Here is an 18940-nt window from a genome sequence, read left to right on the forward strand (position 1 = left end):
ATAAGGTTTTCTACCCTATTTTCACCATGACTTTTAACATGACTTTTTTAAGTTTATCCTTTGCAAAACTAAGAAACCACTCATAAGGAAATGATGTGCTGTGGCTGTTGTTATAATGACATCAAGGCTATTGTTTTCAAATTCCATATCAAGAATGTTTCCGCAAATATAATCTATGTTTTTATTTACATGTAAAATCTTTGCCCTTTCAATCATTTTATCTGCAAGGTCAACTGCTATTACTCTTTTTGATTGTTTGGACAGCATAAATGAAAGTTCCCCTTTGCCACAGCCAATGTCAAGGCAAGTGTCAACATTTTTCACAACGTTATAATCTTCCATATTCATTCTCCGCTCAAATTAAATAATGACATTCAATCTTAAATGAATGTTATGCTCCAAACTTTTATATTATTTATTTATGGTAATAACAAAAAAAATATTATGCCACCAACTCCAATCATTGAAAAAAAAACGCCTGTAATACGAGTTATTTTTATATAAAAATCAGAAGGCTCTGTGGCAGCATAAGATTTCCATGATTCTGTAATTTGCCACCATGTATCTGGACTAATCAACATGATAATCCCTATAATTAAAATAAAAATGCTCAACAATATCATCATATAATGTTCCCCTTCATTATTTCGCACTATAATACTATTATGACCTTAATATAACATAACTTCGTTTTCAATTAAACAAGTTTTGTTCCTTTATGATAGTATATTTTTTTGCTTTTGTAATTATCCTTCTATCATTAAAAAAATGGGTTGTTCAATTTTTAACTATAATTATGCGATTGCAAATCTTAACATAACTATATTATCTATTTAACATGACTTTTTTATTTTTGATACGACTTTATTATTCGTAACACGAGTTTTTTTGGGGTATACAGTATCAACTCATTATAATCTCTGAATCAAAAAATCGTTCTTGGAACTCCACTATCGCTTGTATTTGTTCTTTGCTGTATTTGTGTGGATGCTTTGATACTACCAATTTATCTTCAATATCATTTTTTCTATGAATTATTGCTATTACAACACCCTCAAATTCTTTTAAAGGCTGAAACTCTCCTATAATATAAGCATCAACTTCTTCACCATCTTCAGAGATTGTGTTAGGTATATATCCGTAGTTTAAGAGATAATATATTTCATGCTCTGGGTGCTTTGAGCATAACGGCCTATCAACAATGACTTTAACCTTTTTATTCAAATATTCACGCATTATACTCTCTCCTTTTTTATTACTCAACATAACACTATTATACATTAAATTTATTAATATAACTTTATTATCTATTTGACACGACTTTATTATTTTTAACATAACTTTTTTATTTGTGACACGAGTTTTTTTGGGTTATACATTAAAAAAAGAGCAGGGACTATCCCTACTCTACAGTTACACTCTTTGCAAGGTTTCTTGGTTTGTCTACATCGCATCCCTTTTCAACCGCTGTATAATATGCAAGAAGCTGAAGAGGAATAACAAGAAGAACTGGTGCTAAAATGTCAAGAGTTTTTGGTATATAAACTGCTTGGTTTACTGTTTTTTCGATTTCACTGTTCCCTTCAAAGGCAAAACCTATAACTTTTGCACCTCTTGAAACTATTTCTTTAATATTGCTTACCATCTTATCATAAAGTTCACTCTGTGATGCAAGCGCAATTACAGGAACTCCCTTTTCAATTAAAGCTATTGAACCATGCTTTAACTCCCCTGCTGCATAGGCATCAGAGTGAATATAGGAAATTTCCTTTAGCTTTAGAGAGCCTTCAAGAGCAACTGCAAAATCAAGACCTCTTCCGATATAATATATATCCTTATGCATATAATTTGAAGCAGCAAACTTTTGAAGCTCTTCCTTTTGGTCTAAAACTTCCTGTGATTTTTCAGGAAGGGTTAACATCTCATCCCTTATCTGTCTATATTCCTCAACTGAAATATTTCCATTTAATCTTGCAAGATAAAGGGCGATTATATACATAGCAATAAGCTGTGTTACATAGGCTTTAGTTGAAGCAACTGCAATCTCAGGTCCTGCCCAAGTATATAAAACATCATCAGCTTCCCTTGCAACTGAACTTCCTACGACATTAGTAACGGCTATAACCCTTGCTCCCTTAGATTTTGCCTGTTTTAAGGCTGCAAGGGTATCTGCTGTTTCTCCAGACTGGCTTACAACTATCATAAGTGTCTTTTCGTTTATAATTGGATCTCTATATCTAAACTCAGATGCAATATCAACTTCAACTGGAATTTTTGCAAGTTTTTCGATTACATACTTTCCAACCATACCTGCATGATATGCAGTACCACAGGCAACAATATAAATCCTGTCTATATTTTTCAACTGCTCAGAAGTTAATTTTATATCATCAAGCTTTATTTCATCGCAGTCAGCCATAATTCTCGAAGTCATTGTATCCTTAATTGCCTTAGGCTGCTCATGGATTTCCTTTATCATAAAATGCTCAAAACCGCCTTTTTCTGCAGACTGAGCATCCCAAGTTACATGGAAAATCTCTTTGTTTACAGAAAGTCCTTCACGAGTTACTATTTTAACATCTTCCTTTGTAAGTATCGCAATTTCGCTGTTATCTAAGAGATAAACATCCCTTGTATAGGATAAAATTGCAGGTATATCCGATGCAATGAAATTTTCACCTTTTCCAAGTCCAACGATAAGAGGACTATCCTTTCTTACAGCAACCATTTTATCTGGCTCCTTACTGCAAATAACCCCAAGAGCATAGGAACCTTCAATTTTGTCGAGAGTTTTCATTACAGCTGAAACCAAATCACCATCATAATAATAATCAATAAGATGAGGAACAACCTCTGTATCCGTTTCAGTTTCAAATTCATATCCAAGGGATATAAGCCACTCTTTAATCTTTATATAATTTTCTATAATCCCGTTATGAACAACGCTTATAGTCATATCCTTATTAGTATGGGGATGTGAATTCAAATCCGAAGGCTCACCATGAGTAGCCCATCTTGTATGACCTATTCCTAAGGTTCCGCTTATAGGCTCATTTTTAACCTTCTCTTCAAGATTTGCAAGTCTTCCTTTGCACTTTGTAATTAAAAGCTCCTTTCCGTCAAATACGCTGACTCCTGCAGAGTCGTATCCTCTGTACTCAAGCTTTTTAAGCCCCTCGATTAAAACTGGGACTGCATTGTTTTTACCAATATAACCTACTATTCCGCACATATTTTACATCCTTTCTGTTATTTAATTTTTGCCGTCACCCGGCTGATGTTGTGACAGGAATCGCTTCCTGCTTTTATCAGCCTCTATCGGTAGTGCGATACCGTAGGGCACCCGCCGAAGATTCGATACTCCCTATCCTCGTCAACTTACCAAAGGTAAGTCCTGGCGCTTTAAATTTTAATATTATTTTCACCTCCTCATTTTTTATAGTTACATTATATTAATTTTTAGCTAAAAAAGTAATACCTATTCTGCATAATTTTAATTTTGTTAACAATTTGTTTATCATATTTTTTCCAAAAAAGCCTTTGCTTTAAAATGCAAAGGCTTAAAGTTAATTATTTACATCTTTCTTCAATCAGTTTTGCAAGTTCATGGGCTTTTTTTTCTATTTCACTTTGGTTTTCCCCCTCAAGCATTACCCTGACTAACGGTTCTGTACCTGAAGGTCTTATTAATACTCTTCCGCATCCATCAAGCAATTTCTCAAGTTTTTCAATTTCAGCTAATATAACTTCGTCCTTCTTATATAAATCTTTCTTATCATTTGAAACTTTAGCATTTACAAGCACCTGAGGAAGTTCGTGCATTATAGATGAAATCTCTGAAAAAGGTTTATTTTCTTTTTTAAGTATGGATGCAACCTGAAGAGCAGTTAAAATTCCATCTCCAGTTGTATTATAATCGAGGAATATAATATGTCCTGACTGCTCTCCTCCTAATTTATAGTTTCCCTTTAACATCTCTTCAAGAACATACCTGTCTCCAACCTTTGTTTTAACTGTATTTATATTTTCCTTTCTGCATGCTATATCAAGTCCCATATTGCTCATTACAGTTACAACAAGAGTATCTTTGTTTAATTTTCCTGTCTTCTTTAGATGTTTTGCACATAAAGTCATTAAAAAATCCCCATTAATAACATTTCCCTTTTCATCAACACATAGGCACCTATCTGCATCACCATCGAAGGCAAAACCTATATCACATTTAAAGCTTACAGTAAATTTTCTAAGCTCATCCATATGCGTTGATCCACAATTCTTATTAATGTTTTTTCCGTCTGGGTTACTATGAATAACATATACATCTGCCCCAAGTTCTTTAAAAAGCTTTGGTGCTATAAAGGATGACGCTCCCTCAGCACAGTCAAGGGCTATTTTAAGTCCTTTAAAATCAACATCAATTGTTTCTTTTAAAAATTTTATATATTCCTCTGCTGCATCATATCTTACTTCTCTTCTTCCAAGGTCTTCCCCTGTAGGAGACGGAACATTTTCAAGATTATTTTTTATAATCTCCTCTATTTTGTCTTCTACTTCATCTGGAAGCTTATATCCTTCCCTGTTGAAAAATTTTATTCCGTTGTATTCAACAGGATTATGGGATGCAGATATTACAACCCCGGCATCAGCATTATAAAGCCTTGTAAGATATGCCACAGCAGGAGTTGGAACGATTCCAACGCAAACTGCATGAGCACCGACAGAGCATATACCAGCAACGAGTGCCGCTTCAAGCATATCCCCTGAAATTCTCGTATCCATTCCAACAACAATAGTTGGTTTATGAGCTCCTTCAGTTAAAACAAAGGCTCCAGCTCTCCCGAGTTTATATGATAGCTCTGCAGTAAGTTCTTTATTCGCAATACCTCTTACACCATCAGTTCCAAACATTCTTCCCATTTTAATCTCTCCTAATTTATAAATAGTCAATAATTGTATAATACCATATGTACCCCCTATTTTCAATCAATTAAAAAGGCCATGTTAAAAGTGAAAAGTAAAAAAAATAAAGGCCCTAAAAAGGGCCTTTTGTTTTTATGCATTTATGCTTTTCTTTTCATTCTTGCCTGAAAGAACTTTAGTAGAAGTAATAATAAGGTCAATTGCAAGAATAAAGAGAAGAACTGCAATTACACCAAGTAGTATTTTGCCGCCAGCAAAGAAGTTCTTAATAAGGAGCAAAAGTGCTGTCAATGTTACGCAGAACATGAATATCATAGGAACCATAGTCATCCATGATTTCTTTCCAGTATTTATAAACCAAGCTGTTAGTGCAAGAAGTGATAATCCTGCAAGAAGCTGGTTTGCTGAACCAAATATAGGCCAAATATTAAGATATCCATAAGCAAGAAGCAGTACTGAACATGCAATTGTTATTGCTGTTGAAACATACATATTAGCTAAAGGAGACTTTGTACCGTCCTGTTTTACAGGGAAGAATTCCTGGAATATATATCTTCCAATTCTTGTTGCAGTATCAAGGCTTGTTAATGCAAATGCTGAAAATGCAAGTACTACAAATACTTTGCCAACTGGAACAGGAAGACCGAAACTGTTCATAAATGCTGCAACACCTGATGCAAAAATCTGTGCTGGTGTTCCTTCAGCCTTTGCAACATATGCAACGGATATTAATGCAACAATTGCTACAACACCTTCAATAAGCATACCGCCATAACCTACAAGTTTAGAATCTTTTTCTGAATTAAGCTGCTTTGATGTTGTACCTGAACCTACAAGTGAATGGAATCCTGATATAGCACCACATGCAACCGTTACAAATAGAATTGGGAAAAGGTACTGAGCTTTTTCACCTGAACCTACAACAAAGCTTGTAGTTGCAGGTATTGCAATGGAAGGTCTTAAAATAATAATACCTAATACTCCTCCTATAAGCATTGCATAAAGAAGGAAAGAAGAAAGATAGTCTCTTGGCTGTAAAAGCATCCAAACAGGAAGTACCGATGCGCAGAATATATAAATTATAAGTACTACCTGCCAACCTGTCTTTGAAAGTTTAAGGAATGGGAACTGATATCCAATATAAATACATAGGAACAATAATGCAACTCCAACAACTGTTGATACAGCAAGATTTGCATTCTTTCTGTATACTAAAAATCCAAAAGCTATAGCAAGGAATATGAAAAGAACTGATGCTGTACCTGCCCTTGCACCTGTTAAAATTTCTGGCTTTGCTGCATCATAGGCAAAGGTTCCTGCACAAATATCTGTAAAAGCTGCAACAACAAGTACGAGGGTTAACCATGCAAAGATGTTAAATAATTTCTTACCCTTTTCGCCAAGGTTTACCCTTATAATCTCACCAATTGATTTTCCGTCATGTCTTATTGATGCGAAAAGTGAACCCCAGTCGTGCACACCGCCTACAAATATGCTTCCTATAACTATCCAAAGATATACAGGAAGCCATCCAAATATAGCAGCCTGAATTGGGCCGGCAATAGGACCTGCACCTGCAATTGATGAGAAGTGATGTCCTAAAAGCACTTTTGCGTTTGCAGGACAATAGTCAATATCGTCCCTTAAAGTATGAGCTGGTGTCTTTCTTGATGTGTCAATGCCCCACTGCTTAGCAAGATATGAACCATAGGTTGCATAAGCAATTAAAAATAGTATAATACCTAAGATGACTAAAACTAAGGAATTCATATAAAGACCTCCTTTTATTTTTAAGGTGTAACTTCATACACCTTTTTAACGCTTTTACCTGCCTTATTGGTAATAACAGCATCGCTAAAGAGGTCAGCAACAATAAGCCTTACATCACACCACCCATGAAGCATAAATTTAAAGCTTTTACTGTATTTAAATTTATTAATTTCTTTTATACATTCATCATTAATTATTCCTTTGCTTACCATAATCCCTGTAACATGAGTACACATATGCTCTGAATGGGGTTTTACATAAATTTGAGCAGCGTGCTTTAAAAATTCCTCAAACTCTATTATTTCTCTAAGGGATATATTTTCATAGGTTTTTATAAAACAATACTCATAGTTTTCGAAGGCATCAATAACATCCCTTTGAGTAATTAAAGTCCTCCCCGTTTTTTCAAAGTATTTTGCAAAAATATTTATTTCTATTCCTTTTATAAATATATTCTTTTCAATAGTAAAATATTGGTTAAATTTTTTTTCTAGATTTTCTAAATATAAATTGCAGTCCATATCATCACCTACTATATATTTCTATATATTTTTAATTCTTCCTGCAAAAATTATAAATTTTTATATAAAAAGGCTGTCTCGTAATGCATGAATATGCAACGAGCAGCCCTATATAAAAAATTCATTCCCACATATCATCACTTACAAATATTTCAGCAAGCTCAGGATCAAATTGAGTTCCACTGCATCTTTTTATTTCTTCTAATGCCTCCTTATGGGTCTTAGGATTATTATATGGCCTTTTGCTTGTCATAGCATCATAAGAATCAACAATAGACAGTATCCTGCATTCTATAGGTATTTCATCTCCCATAATTCCCAAAGGATAACCTTTTCCGTCCCATCTTTCATGGTGTTTTAAAATTAAATCAGCAATTCCTGCAAGTTCAGGAGTTGATAGTGCAATTTTATATCCCTTCTCACAATGACTTTTCATTATATTCCATTCTTCATCTGTCAAAGGTTCAGGCTTATTTAAAATATTATCCGGAATTGCAACCTTACCTAAATCATGTACATCGGATAACAGCATTAAATTATTTAATTTACTATAATCGATATCAAGTTTTTTAATCATTTTTCTGCACAATTTTGAAACCCTTTCTGTATGCCCTTTTGTTATATAGTCCTTTTCTCCAAGTGCAGCAATTAGAACATTTAATATATGATTTTTAGAGCTTGTCTTATCAAGCAGTTTGTTTTTGTACATATTATCATCGGCCTGTTTTAATACATCTTCAACTGTTTTATTCAAATCCTTTTTTATCGCTAATCCAGTAGCTATACTCAGCCTTAAAATTTTCTCATCAAGCTTTTCATTATAGCTTTCTATCTCTTTATTAATATTATTTAAAACCTTAATAGCTTCACTTTTATTGGTATTAGGCATTATAAGTACAAATTCATCTCCTCCTAATCTTATAGCTGTATCTTCTTTTCTTTTGCAAAGCAATAATATATTAGCAAAGGATTTCAATAATTTATCTCCATATGCGTGTCCCATAGTATCATTAACCAGCTTTAATCCGTTAACATCCGCCATAATAATGCTCAATGGCAAAGCCTCTTCTTTTGAATAATTATTCATCTGACTGTAAAAGTAACTATAGTTATATAACTTTGTTAAAGAATCATGAAAGCTAAAATATTCTAATTTCTTTTCATATCTTTTTTGCTCGCTTATATCAGTATATATGCCATATCCTCCTACGTTTTTATCATCAACCTTAATTAAAAGACCTCTTATTTTAACGCTTATTGGCCTTTTATATTTTGTGAATCTTATCCCTTCAGTAAAAACATATCCTTTTTTATATACATCATTTGTAATTTCCTTTGCATCAGAATATCTGTTTTCACTTGAAACAAGATAATCAATATCCTTTCCTATACATTCTTCTTTTTTATATTGAAACAACTTTTCAAAGGATTCGTTTACATCAACAACTATATTGTTTTCATCAAATTCTGCAATCGCATCAGGAGAATTATAAAAAAGTGTCTTTAAATATTCATTCTTTAAAGCAATATTCTTTTTTTCTATAATTAATTCACTTTCTGCCCTTTGTCTTTTATCAATTTCTCCCTCTAAAAGTTTATTATCAAATAGCAGCTTTCTCGTATAAACATAGAATAAAAAAAGAATAAATATAAGAATTAAAATTAAAGCTACTCTCATTAAATCAAGAAGCTTATATATACTCTCTATTGCTGTTTTTGAATACATTCCTGTGCCTATATATGCATTTATTTCAGGTATTCCTCTTACATAAGATAATTTGGGTCTATACTCATTATAATCTGACTGGAATGAAAGATAAGTAATGTAATGTCCCATCGGATGTTCCTTGGCAGCTTTTATTAATTCTCTAATAACATATGTACCATTAGGATCCTTATAATCATAAAAGTTTTTTCCTACATTATCAGGCTCAAAGGGCTGAACAAAATATGTACCATCATAGCTGCTCATGAATATATAATTTTTAAATCCATTTTCATCATAAGTCATTCTTGATACTATATCAGTAATCTCTTTTGTTGCTTTTTCTTTAGTTATTTCCCCTTTTCTAATCTTTTCAATAATAGGAAGAATAGTATTGTATGCAATATCAACCTTTTGCTTAAGCTCTAATCTTTTTTCAAATTCAACCTGCTCATAAAATTTTTGTGAAATAGTATCGGTATAATAAAGTTGAAAAACTATTATTACAATTGCAAGAATGAACAAAATATTAAATCCAAAAAATTTTTTTATGTTTCTAAATATATTTTTCATAAAATTCCCCATCCAATCGAAGTTAACATATATAAATTAAAATTATCTATTATAGAATAGTTAAAGCTATTATATATTTTTTGTAAAGTAATGTCAATAAAAGTCAAAATATATTAAATTTTTATAAAATATATTCTCAAAAAATTTTTAAAAAATTGTTGACATATAGTTTTTTAATTCTTATAATAACCAATATAAGTTAAATATGATTAACTCTTATCCAGAGAGGCGGAGGGACTGGCCCTATGAAGCCCGGCAACCAGCATTATGCATGGTGCCAATTCCAGCGGTAGGAATACCGGGAGATGAGAGAGGATGTTTATTAGCCTCTTTCATTATGAAAGAGGCTTTCTTATTAAGCTTATCTCTCTAATCAAAAATATTTCTCTCAATTTATCCTTAGTTGATTTTTATAATTTAAATATATTATAAACCAAGCATATTGTTTTGGTCTAACACATTGTGCATACTGCACTTTAGTAAATTATTGCGTTAAAGGAGTGAAGTATAATTGATTAAAATAATTAACCTCAGCAAAACCTATGAACAGGATAACGAAAAGTTTGAAGCTTTAAAAAATATTAATCTATCAATAGCTGATGGTGATATATTTGGAATTATGGGACTAAGCGGTGCTGGAAAGTCCTCACTTTTAAGGTGTATTAACCTTCTTGAAAAACCAACATCAGGTAACGTTTTTATTGACGATACTGATATAACTAAGCTAAACGGAAAACAGCTTCGCAATTTTAGAAAAAATATAGGTATGATTTTTCAGCAGTTCAATCTATTAATGAACCTAACTGTATTTGAAAATATAGCTTTCCCTTTAAAAATATCAAATGTAAATAAATCTATAATTGACGAAAAGGTAAACAAGCTTTTGCAGATTGTTGATCTTAAGGATAAAAAAAATTCATATCCTTCACAGCTCTCAGGAGGGCAAAAACAGAGGGTGGCAATTGCAAGAGCTCTCGCAAGCGACCCTAAGATAATACTTTGCGATGAAGCAACCTCTGCCCTCGACCCTCAAACAACTCTATCTATTTTAAATCTTCTAAGAAGTATAAACGAAGAATATAAAATAACAATTATTGTAGTAACCCATGAGATGTCAGTAATTAAAAATTTGTGTAAAAACGTTGCAGTGATAGAAGATGGACAAATAGCAGAGAAGGGGAGCGTTGTTGAAGTTTTTTCTAATCCAAAATCAAAAACCTCAAAAAAATTTACAGAAGATATATTTTTATCATCTTCAAGAAGAATAGTTTCTGATGGAAAATTATTAAAGATTACATTTATTGGTGATGATGCACAAAAACCTATAATCTCAAACATGGTAAAAAATTTTAATGTAGATGCAAATATAATTACTGGCAATATCGATGTAGTTCAAAATATTCAGCTTGGAAGCCTTATTATAAATCTTAGTGGAGAAAAAGAAGATATTAAAAAAGCTGAAAACTATCTTAAAGAACATAAGCTTACAGTAGAGGTGATAGAAAATGGAATATGCTAATTTATATACATATTTATTAGACCTGTTAAAGACATTATGTCCTTCTCTTATTGAAACAATATATATGGTATTTTTTTCAACCATTTTTTCTGTAATTTTAGGGCTTCCCCTTGGTATAATACTTGTCATTACTTCAAAAGGTCATATATGTGAAAATTTAAATATAAATAAAATATTAAGTACTATTGTTAATATTGCCCGTTCCATACCATTTATTATATTAATCATAGCTATATTCCCTTTATCAAGAATAATAGTTGGCACAACAATTGGTTCTACAGCAGCAATTGTTCCTTTATCAATCGCAGCATGTCCTTTTGTAGCCAGAATAGTTGAAAATGCACTTCTTGAAGTAAACTGGGGCATTATTGAAGCCTCTATATCTATGGGAGCAACGACATTTCAGATTATCTTAAAAGTAATGATTAAAGAGGCGCTGCCTTCATTGATATTGGGAATAACTCTAACAATAATAAACATTCTTGGCTATTCTGCTATGGCAGGAGCCATTGGAGGAGGTGGTCTTGGAGATTTAGCAATAAGATACGGCTATCAAAGGTTTCAGACTGATGTGCTGATAGCTACAATTTTAGTTCTTATAATTCTTGTAGAAATAATACAGTATGCGGGAAATATCCTTGCAAGAAAGTTTGACAAACGTTAGGAGGTTTTATAAATGAAAAAATTATTTTCTTTATTATCAATACTTTTAATACTTACTCTTTCCTTTACTGGTTGTTCATTTAAATCAACTTCATCAGAACAAAAAACAACTAAATTAGTTGTTGGAGCGTCACCTGTCCCTCATGCAGCTATATTAAACGTTGTAAAACCAATCTTAAAAGAGAAAGGAATCGAGCTTGAAATAAAAGAATTTACTGACTATGTAACTCCAAATACTGCTCTTAATGATAAACAGCTTGATGCAAACTTTTTTCAGCATGTTCCCTACATGGAAGACTTTGCAAGCAAAAATGGTATTAAGTTAGTAGCTGCTACTAAGGTTCATGTTGAGCCTATGGGAGCATATTCATCAAAAATTAAATCTAAGGATGAAATTAAAGATGGTGCAATAGTTGCAATACCAAACGATGCTACTAATGAAGGTCGAGCTCTTCTTCTGCTTCAAAACCAAGGACTTATTAAGCTTAAAGACGCAACAAATCTTACTCAGACTCCAAAGGATATTGTTGAGAATCCAAAAAACTTAAACTTTAAAGAGCTTGAAGCTGCACAGCTCCCAAGAGTTTTAGGCGATGTTGATTTTGCAATTGTAAACACAAATTATGCCCTTGAAGGAAAGCTTAATCCAAAGGATACACTTTTTATAGAGGATAAAGATTCCCCCTATGCAAATGTCTTAACAGTAAGACCTGACAATCAAAACTCTCCTGCAATATTAGAACTAATAAAAGCTCTTAACTCAGAGGAAGTTAAAAAATTTATTAATGAAAAATATAACGGTGCAATAGTTCCAGCATTTTAATTTAAAAGCCCCCGAAATCGGGGGCTTAAAATTACTTTCTTGCGTATTCCGCTCCTTTTTCGAGGGCTTTTTTATTCATTTCATAGAACTGTTCTTTTCCATGTTCCTTTAATGCTTTAAGAAGTGATTCCATTTTAACTATCTTTGTCTTTTCAACAAGAGCTCCAAGGAGAACCATATTTGCAATCTTCTTTGAGCCAACTTCCTCTGCAACCTTTTGTGCAGGAATCTTTATAACATCTATATCTGTTCTCTCTGCTTCTCTGTTTACAAGGTCGCTGTCTATTATTAAAAGTCCTCCTTTAACAACTGAATGTTCAAACTTGTCAAGAGATGGCCTGTTCATAACAACTACTGTTGTAGCATCATATACTATTGGAGAACCTATGTTATCATCAGATACTATAACTGAACAGTTTGCTGTACCTCCACGCATTTCAGGGCCATAGGATGGAAGCCATGACACATTTAAATTCTCTTCCATTCCTGCATAAGCAAGAAATTTACCCATTGATAATATACCCTGTCCTCCAAAACCTGCAAAAATTATATCCTGATGTGCCATGTTATTTCACCTCCTGCTGGGTTATATCCTTTTTAACTCCAAGTGGATAATAAGGAATCATATTATCCTGAAGCCACTTTATAGATTCCCTTGGAGATAATCCCCAGTTAGTTGGGCAAATCGAAAGTACTTCTACAAAAGTAAATCCTTTTCCCTCAATCTGCAACTCAAATGCTTTCTTTATTGCTTTCTTTGCCTTTAATACATTTGCAACTGAATCTACAGAAACTCTTTCAACATATACAGCTCCGTCAAGAGTTGACAGCATCTCTGAAACTCTTATTGGGTGACCTTGAAGTTTAACATCTCTTCCATAGGGCGATGTTTCTGTAACCTGACCCGGAAGAGTTGTTGGTGCCATCTGTCCTCCAGTCATTCCATATATACAGTTATTAACGAATATCGTTGTTATTTTTTCTCCTCTTGCAGCTGCGTGTACAATTTCTGCAGTACCTATTGCTGCAAGGTCTCCATCTCCCTGATATGTAAATACTACGCTGTCAGGAAGGGAACGTTTTATTCCTGTTGCAACAGCTGGAGCTCTTCCATGGGCAGCCTCATGCATATCGCATGCAAAATAGTTATATGCCAAAACTGAGCATCCAACAGGAGCAACACCTATAGTTTTATCTATAACACCAAGCTCTTCAAGTGATTCAGCAACGAGTCTGTGTATTATACCATGGGTGCATCCTGGACAGTAATGGGTTGGAACATCTAAAAGTCCCTTTGTTGGTTCAAATACAACAGCCATTATCTTGCACCTCCTGCTATTTCCTTAACTTTGTTTGCGATTTCAGTTGGTGATGGAACCATTCCACCTGATCTTCCAAAGAAATTAACAGGCTTTCTTCCCTTTACAGATAGCTCAATATCCTCAACCATCTGTCCACAGCTAAGCTCAACAGAAAGGAAACCATATTTTGTTCTATCAACAACTTCTTCAAAGGCTTTCTTGGGGAATGGCCAAAGTGTTATTGGTCTTATAAGTCCAACCTTTAATCCTTCCTTAGCAAGCATCTTTATAACATTTTTGCATATTCTTGATACTGTTCCGTAGGAAACTAAAACAATATCTAAATCTCCATCACAATTGTACATTTCGTATTTTACTTCATTCTTTTCAATCTCAGCATATTTTTTTTGAAGTTTTTCATTATGTTTTTCAAGTTCTTCTGGCTGTAAGAAAAGAGAATTAATAACATGATGCTCTTTTCTGCCATGAAGTCCTGTAGCTGCCCAATCAGCTTTGGATGGAAGCTGTTTTGCTTCTCTTTCTTTAAATTCTACAGGCTCCATCATCTGCCCGAGCATACCATCTCCCATTACCATAACAGGATTCCTGTAAATATCTGCAACGTCAAAGGCATCCTGAATTAAATCAACCATTTCCTGAACTGAGGAAGGGGCATATACTACAAGCCTGTAATCTCCATGGCCGCCTCCCTTTGTTGCCTGAAAGTAGTCAGACTGTGCAGGCTGAATTCCTCCAAGTCCTGGGCCTCCTCTTACTATATTTATAATAACACATGGAAGCTCAGCACCAGCTATATAGGATATACCTTCCTGCTTTAAGCTAACCCCTGGGCTTGAAGATGATGTCATAACCCTCACGCCTGAACCTGCTGCACCATATACCATATTTATTGCAGCAACTTCGCTCTCAGCTTGAAGGAAAACTCTTCCTATTTTAGGCATTCTTCTTGACATATAAGCTGCAACTTCTGTCTGAGGAGTTATAGGATAACCAAAGAAACATTGACAGCCAGCCTGAATGGCAGCTTCACCAATGGCTTCGTTACCTTTCATTAAAACCTTCTCTGCCATTAAAATTTACCTCCTTAAAACCTTTTATTTCTCAACAGTAATAACTAAATCAGGACACATTCTTGCACATGAGGCACATCCAAGGCATTTTCCCATATTTTCTTCTTTTACTATTGCCGGATGGTACCCCTTTAAGTTTAATTTTTCATCAAACTCAATAATCTTAACTGGGCAAACTGCAATACAATGACCACAGCCTTTGCATCTGTCTTCTCTAAAAGTTACCTTTGCCATAAGCTACCCTCCTTAGGTATTTTTATATACAACCCGCAATACGGGATGTTATACCATATCTCGCCTCCAAGGTGGAAGCATATAAAGTTTTATTGGGAATACCTCACCTTCAATTTCCTTTGGAAGTTTATCTATGAGTTCTTCCATAACTATTACATATTTTATTGGAATTTTAGTAAGCTTTGAGACTTCCTTAATTATATCCTGCCCCTTTAATATATGATTTATATGTGTTTCATAGGACAAGTTTGTATTATTGATAAGGTATTTTACCTTCAGCCTCGACGCCGCTTCTATATCCTTAATATACTCGAGTATTCCTTCAACACTATTTGTAAAAGGTCTTGAAGTATTTATTACAAAGTACATATCATAGTCTTCTTCTTTAAAATATCTATTATACTGACCAAGGGCAACAGCTCCCTGATCATCTCCTCCAACATCTAAAACTACATCATAGGATTTATCATTAAATATACTTAGTGTTTCAGCTGGAATAACTCCAAGCTCTGCATTCGCAAAATCCTTTGAGGTAGCAATAACTCTAATCCCCTTTTCCTCAAGCATTTTTGTTTCATCTCTTGTGCAAAAATAGGGATTTACTATATCAAGATCAGCTATCGCAACTTTTTTACCTTCATTTTTTAATTTAAGTGCATAATTTATTGCTATTTCTGTTTTACCACTTCCAAAATGTCCTGTAAAGACTCTAATCCTCGAATCCATTTAATCACCCTACTTATATTCTTTTGCTTTTTCCTCACCTGTTAAAACTCTATATCCTCCTTCAGCAAGAGCAAGCATTTCATCCTCTCCTGGATATACAACAACAGGACCTACAAAGCCTATTCTTTCTTTTATTAGTTCAACGAGTTCCTTTCCATAGGAGAGTCCTCCTGTTAATATTATAGCATCAACCCTACCGCAAAGAACAGCACCTAATGCTCCTATTTCCTTTGCTACCTGATACGCCATAGCTTTATAGATAAGTTCTGCTTCCTTGTTCCCTTCATCCATCATCTTTTTAACTTCACGGCCGTCGTTTGTTCCAAGATATGCAACAAATCCACCTTTACCGCATATTTTTTTCTTCATCTCATCAAGAGTATATTTCCCTGAAAAACAAAGTTTCATAAGTTCTCCAACAGGAAGGCTTCCAGTTCTTTCTGGTGAGAACGGCCCTTCTCCATCAAGGGCATTGTTAACATCTATTACTCTTCCACCTTTGTGTGCTCCGACAGATATTCCTCCTCCCATGTGAGCAACTATAAGATTTAAATCTTCATATCTTTTTCCACTTTCCTTTGCATATCTTTTAGCTACTGCTTTTTGATTTAATGCGTGGAATATACTCTTTCTTTCTATTTCAGGCATACCTGATATTCTTGCAATATCTTCCATCTCATCTACAACAACAGGATCAACTATAAAGGATGGAATATTTAAAGATTTTGCAATTTCAAAGGCAATTATTCCACCAAGATTTGATGCATGCTGCCCTTGAACTCCTACTTTAAGATCCTCAATCATAGCTTCATTAACTTCATAGGTTCCGCCTTCAATTGGTTTTAAAAGTCCTCCACGGCCTACAACTGCATTTAATGTTTTTATATCAATTCCTTTATCCTCAACAGCTTTTAATATAACACCTTTTCTAAAATCATACTGCTCAAAAATAGTTTTATAGGGTGAAAGCTCCTCTGTTGAATGTCTTAACGTTTCCACAAAAACAGGATTCAAATCATCATAAACAGCTATCTTTGTTGATGTTGAGCCTGGGTTAATTATAAGCATCCTAAACATAGTATCACCTCTTATTATTTATTTGCTGCCACAAGTGAAGCTAAGGCTATGGAATAAAGCTTGCTCTCATTGCTGTCTGCCCTTGATGTAAGTATTACTGGAGCTGCTGCACCTGATAATATCCCACCATTTTTTGAATTAGAAGTATATGTTAGTGTCTTATACATAACATTTCCTGTTTCAATGTTTGGAACAAGTATAACATCAGATTTTCCTGCAACTATACTTACTATACCTTTATGCTTTGCAGCTTCTTCAGATAAAGCATTGTCAATTGCTAAAGGTCCATCTACAATACAGCCTTTTATCTGTCCTCTGTCGTTCATCTTTGATAGTGCTGCGGCATCAAGAGTTGGCTGCATGTCTGGATTTACAACTTCAACAGCAGCAACTACAGCAACCTTAGGTGTATCAATTCCTATTGCTTTTGCAACCTGTACTGCATTCTCAAGTATCTGCTTTTTAGTCATAAGGTCAGGAGCAATGTTCATAGCTGCATCGCTTACAAGTATTATCCTTTGAAGAGCTGGAACATCAAATACTGCAACATGAGATAAAATTTTTCCTGTTCTGAGTCCCTTTTCCTTGTCGAGTACGGCTCTTAAAAATGTTGCTGTATCGACAAGCCCTTTCATAACCATGTCAGCTTTTTTTGATGATACAAGTTCAACTGCCTTAAGTGCAGCAGCTTGATTATTAGATTCATGGATTATTTCAAAATCACTGACATCGATATTAAGGGTTTTAGCACAGTACAATATTTTGTCCTTATCTCCAACAAGAACAGCATCTGCAATGCCAAGTTTTTTAGCTTCATAAACTGCCTCTAAAACTGGTTCATCCTGTGCCACAGCAACAGCAACCTTTTTTATTCCATTGCTTCTTACCTTTTCTAATACCTCATCAAAACTTTTAATCATGCTTTCACCTCTTCTTCATATATCTTTGCCTTTTCTTCTCCTGTAATAACTCTATATGCTCCCTCTGATAGGGATTGCATCTCATCTTCACCTGCTACTATTTCTACAGGTGCAATAAAATCTACCATGGATTTTATATATTCGCAAAGCCTTTTAGAATGGGCAAGTCCTCCCGTTAGTATTATTCTGTCAACCTTACCACATAAAGATGCTGCATAGCTTCCAATATCTTTTCCTATTTGATAGCACATAGCCTCAAATATTAACTTTGCCTTTTCATCTCCATTTTCAATCATCTTTTCAACATCTCTTGCATCGTTAGTTCCAAGATAACCTACTAATCCAGCCTTTCCTATTATCTTCTTCTTTAGCTCTTTATACGTATATTGACCTGAATATGATAGTTTTATAATATCCCCAACAGGAAGTCCTCCTGCTCTTTCAGGTGAAAAAGGACCGCCTTCATTTGCATTATTTGTATCTATTATTCTTCCTCCCTTAACAGCTGCAACCGATATGCCTCCTCCGAGATGGGCAACAACGAAATTAACATCTTCTATATTTTTATTCATTTTTTTTGCAATTCTTCTCGATACGGCTTTGATGTTAAGAGCATGAACAAGAGAACGCCTCGGTAATTCCGGAAGTCCAGAAATTCTCGAGATATCTTCAAATTCATCAACGGCAACGGGATCAACTATAAATGCCTCTATTCCTTCTTCATCAGCAATAGATTTTGCTATTATTGCTCCAAGATTTGATGCATGCTCTCCTTGAATACCAATTTGCGAATCCTTAACTAATGCATCTGTTACTTTATATGTGCCTCCAGGCATAGGCTTTAAAAGACCTCCGCGTCCGACTACTGCTGCAATTTCCTTTGTACTTATACCTTCCTCGTTAAGCCATGATAAAATTGACTGTTTCCTATATTCATATTGATCAGCTATTTTTTCAAATTTTGAAATTTCCTCTGCTGAATGCAGAAGATTTTTTTGTTTTAAATTTTCTGTGCCCTTAAATATTGCAACTTTTGTTGATGTAGAACCAGGATTAATTACAAGAATATAATTTCTCAAAATCATCTCCCACCTTTT

At 34.1% G+C, this 18940-nt stretch carries 19 protein-coding genes and 1 riboswitch; of the genes, 3 read left to right on the top strand and 16 right to left on the bottom strand.

Going from position 1 to position 18940, the window contains the following annotated elements; translation table 11 throughout:
• Window positions 1-33: 33 nt before the first annotated feature.
• The 8 genes from B5D15_RS02355 to B5D15_RS02390 form a co-directional block, all read right to left on the bottom strand.
• Entirely contained in the window at window positions 34-342 is a 309-nt protein-coding gene (locus tag B5D15_RS02355; RefSeq protein ID WP_242948675.1) for a class I SAM-dependent methyltransferase, read from the bottom strand.
• A 77-nt stretch (window positions 343-419) separates the two neighbouring features.
• Window positions 420-626 (bottom strand): DUF6199 family natural product biosynthesis protein, encoded by a 207-nt coding sequence (locus B5D15_RS02360; protein WP_078695504.1) that lies wholly within the window; start codon window positions 624-626, stop codon window positions 420-422.
• Between the two features lie 277 nt (window positions 627-903).
• The gene (locus tag B5D15_RS02365) at window positions 904-1236 is read right to left on the bottom strand and encodes an inorganic diphosphatase (RefSeq protein ID WP_078695505.1); all 333 of its coding nucleotides are present in this window, start codon (window positions 1234-1236) and stop codon (window positions 904-906) included.
• 166 nt (window positions 1237-1402) lie between these two features.
• The gene (gene glmS, locus B5D15_RS02370) at window positions 1403-3232 is read right to left on the bottom strand and encodes a glutamine--fructose-6-phosphate transaminase (isomerizing) (protein ID WP_078695506.1); all 1830 of its coding nucleotides are present in this window, start codon (window positions 3230-3232) and stop codon (window positions 1403-1405) included.
• Window positions 3233-3570: 338 nt separating this feature from the next.
• A complete protein-coding gene (gene glmM / locus B5D15_RS02375) occupies window positions 3571-4917 on the bottom strand; it encodes a phosphoglucosamine mutase (protein WP_078695507.1) in 1347 nt (448 codons plus the stop codon).
• Window positions 4918-5052: 135 nt separating this feature from the next.
• Window positions 5053-6690, bottom strand: a complete 1638-nt coding sequence (locus B5D15_RS02380; protein WP_078695508.1) for a carbon starvation CstA family protein — start codon at window positions 6688-6690, stop codon at window positions 5053-5055.
• A gap of 20 nt (window positions 6691-6710) precedes the next feature.
• Entirely contained in the window at window positions 6711-7211 is a 501-nt protein-coding gene (locus B5D15_RS02385) for a DUF8052 family protein (protein ID WP_078695509.1), read from the bottom strand.
• Window positions 7212-7332: 121 nt separating this feature from the next.
• Complete coding sequence (locus tag B5D15_RS02390) at window positions 7333-9489, bottom strand: HD domain-containing phosphohydrolase (RefSeq protein WP_179122160.1); 2157 nt, start codon at window positions 9487-9489, stop codon at window positions 7333-7335.
• A gap of 213 nt (window positions 9490-9702) precedes the next feature.
• A riboswitch (SAM riboswitch) is annotated at window positions 9703-9801 on the top strand.
• Window positions 9802-10000: 199 nt separating this feature from the next.
• On the opposite strand from B5D15_RS02390, the gene B5D15_RS02395 reads away from it, so the two are divergent.
• From B5D15_RS02395 to B5D15_RS02405, 3 genes are read left to right on the top strand one after another with little or no spacing between them, the layout of a single operon-like run.
• Window positions 10001-11008: a methionine ABC transporter ATP-binding protein gene (locus tag B5D15_RS02395; RefSeq protein ID WP_078695511.1), complete on the top strand. Its 1008-nt coding sequence runs from the start codon at window positions 10001-10003 to the stop codon at window positions 11006-11008.
• The gene (locus B5D15_RS02400) at window positions 10995-11672 is read left to right on the top strand and encodes a methionine ABC transporter permease (RefSeq protein ID WP_078695512.1); all 678 of its coding nucleotides are present in this window, start codon (window positions 10995-10997) and stop codon (window positions 11670-11672) included. Before B5D15_RS02395 ends, B5D15_RS02400 begins: the two co-directional genes overlap by 14 nt.
• A gap of 12 nt (window positions 11673-11684) precedes the next feature.
• Entirely contained in the window at window positions 11685-12494 is an 810-nt protein-coding gene (locus B5D15_RS02405) for a MetQ/NlpA family ABC transporter substrate-binding protein (RefSeq protein WP_078695513.1), read from the top strand.
• Window positions 12495-12525: 31 nt separating this feature from the next.
• On the opposite strand, the gene B5D15_RS02410 is transcribed toward B5D15_RS02405, so the two are convergent.
• From B5D15_RS02410 to buk (B5D15_RS02445), 8 genes are read right to left on the bottom strand one after another with little or no spacing between them, the layout of a single operon-like run.
• Window positions 12526-13059 carry a 2-oxoacid:acceptor oxidoreductase family protein gene (locus B5D15_RS02410; protein WP_078695514.1) on the bottom strand — a complete coding sequence of 178 codons (534 nt, stop codon included), beginning with the start codon at window positions 13057-13059 and terminating at the stop codon, window positions 12526-12528.
• Window position 13060: 1 nt separating this feature from the next.
• Window positions 13061-13813: a thiamine pyrophosphate-dependent enzyme gene (locus B5D15_RS02415; RefSeq protein ID WP_078695515.1), complete on the bottom strand. Its 753-nt coding sequence runs from the start codon at window positions 13811-13813 to the stop codon at window positions 13061-13063.
• The gene (locus tag B5D15_RS02420) at window positions 13813-14886 is read right to left on the bottom strand and encodes a 3-methyl-2-oxobutanoate dehydrogenase subunit VorB (protein ID WP_078695516.1); all 1074 of its coding nucleotides are present in this window, start codon (window positions 14884-14886) and stop codon (window positions 13813-13815) included. The genes B5D15_RS02415 and B5D15_RS02420 overlap by 1 nt, the downstream gene beginning before the upstream one ends.
• Window positions 14887-14910: 24 nt before the next feature.
• The gene (locus tag B5D15_RS02425; RefSeq protein WP_078695517.1) at window positions 14911-15120 is read right to left on the bottom strand and encodes a 4Fe-4S dicluster domain-containing protein; all 210 of its coding nucleotides are present in this window, start codon (window positions 15118-15120) and stop codon (window positions 14911-14913) included.
• Window positions 15121-15168: 48 nt separating this feature from the next.
• Window positions 15169-15846, bottom strand: a complete 678-nt coding sequence (locus B5D15_RS02430; protein WP_078695518.1) for a nucleotide-binding protein — start codon at window positions 15844-15846, stop codon at window positions 15169-15171.
• A 9-nt stretch (window positions 15847-15855) separates the two neighbouring features.
• Window positions 15856-16923, bottom strand: a complete 1068-nt coding sequence (gene buk, locus B5D15_RS02435) for a butyrate kinase (protein ID WP_078695519.1) — start codon at window positions 16921-16923, stop codon at window positions 15856-15858.
• Window positions 16924-16937: 14 nt separating this feature from the next.
• Window positions 16938-17843, bottom strand: coding sequence for a phosphate butyryltransferase (gene ptb, locus B5D15_RS02440; protein ID WP_078695520.1), 906 nt, complete (start codon window positions 17841-17843; stop codon window positions 16938-16940).
• Entirely contained in the window at window positions 17840-18928 is a 1089-nt protein-coding gene (gene buk / locus B5D15_RS02445) for a butyrate kinase (protein WP_078695521.1), read from the bottom strand. Before buk (B5D15_RS02445) ends, ptb begins: the two co-directional genes overlap by 4 nt.
• Window positions 18929-18940 lie beyond the last annotated feature (12 nt).

The organism is Caloramator quimbayensis, assembly GCF_900167605.1.
Classification (GTDB): domain Bacteria; phylum Bacillota; class Clostridia; order Clostridiales; family Caloramatoraceae; genus Caloramator_B; species Caloramator_B quimbayensis.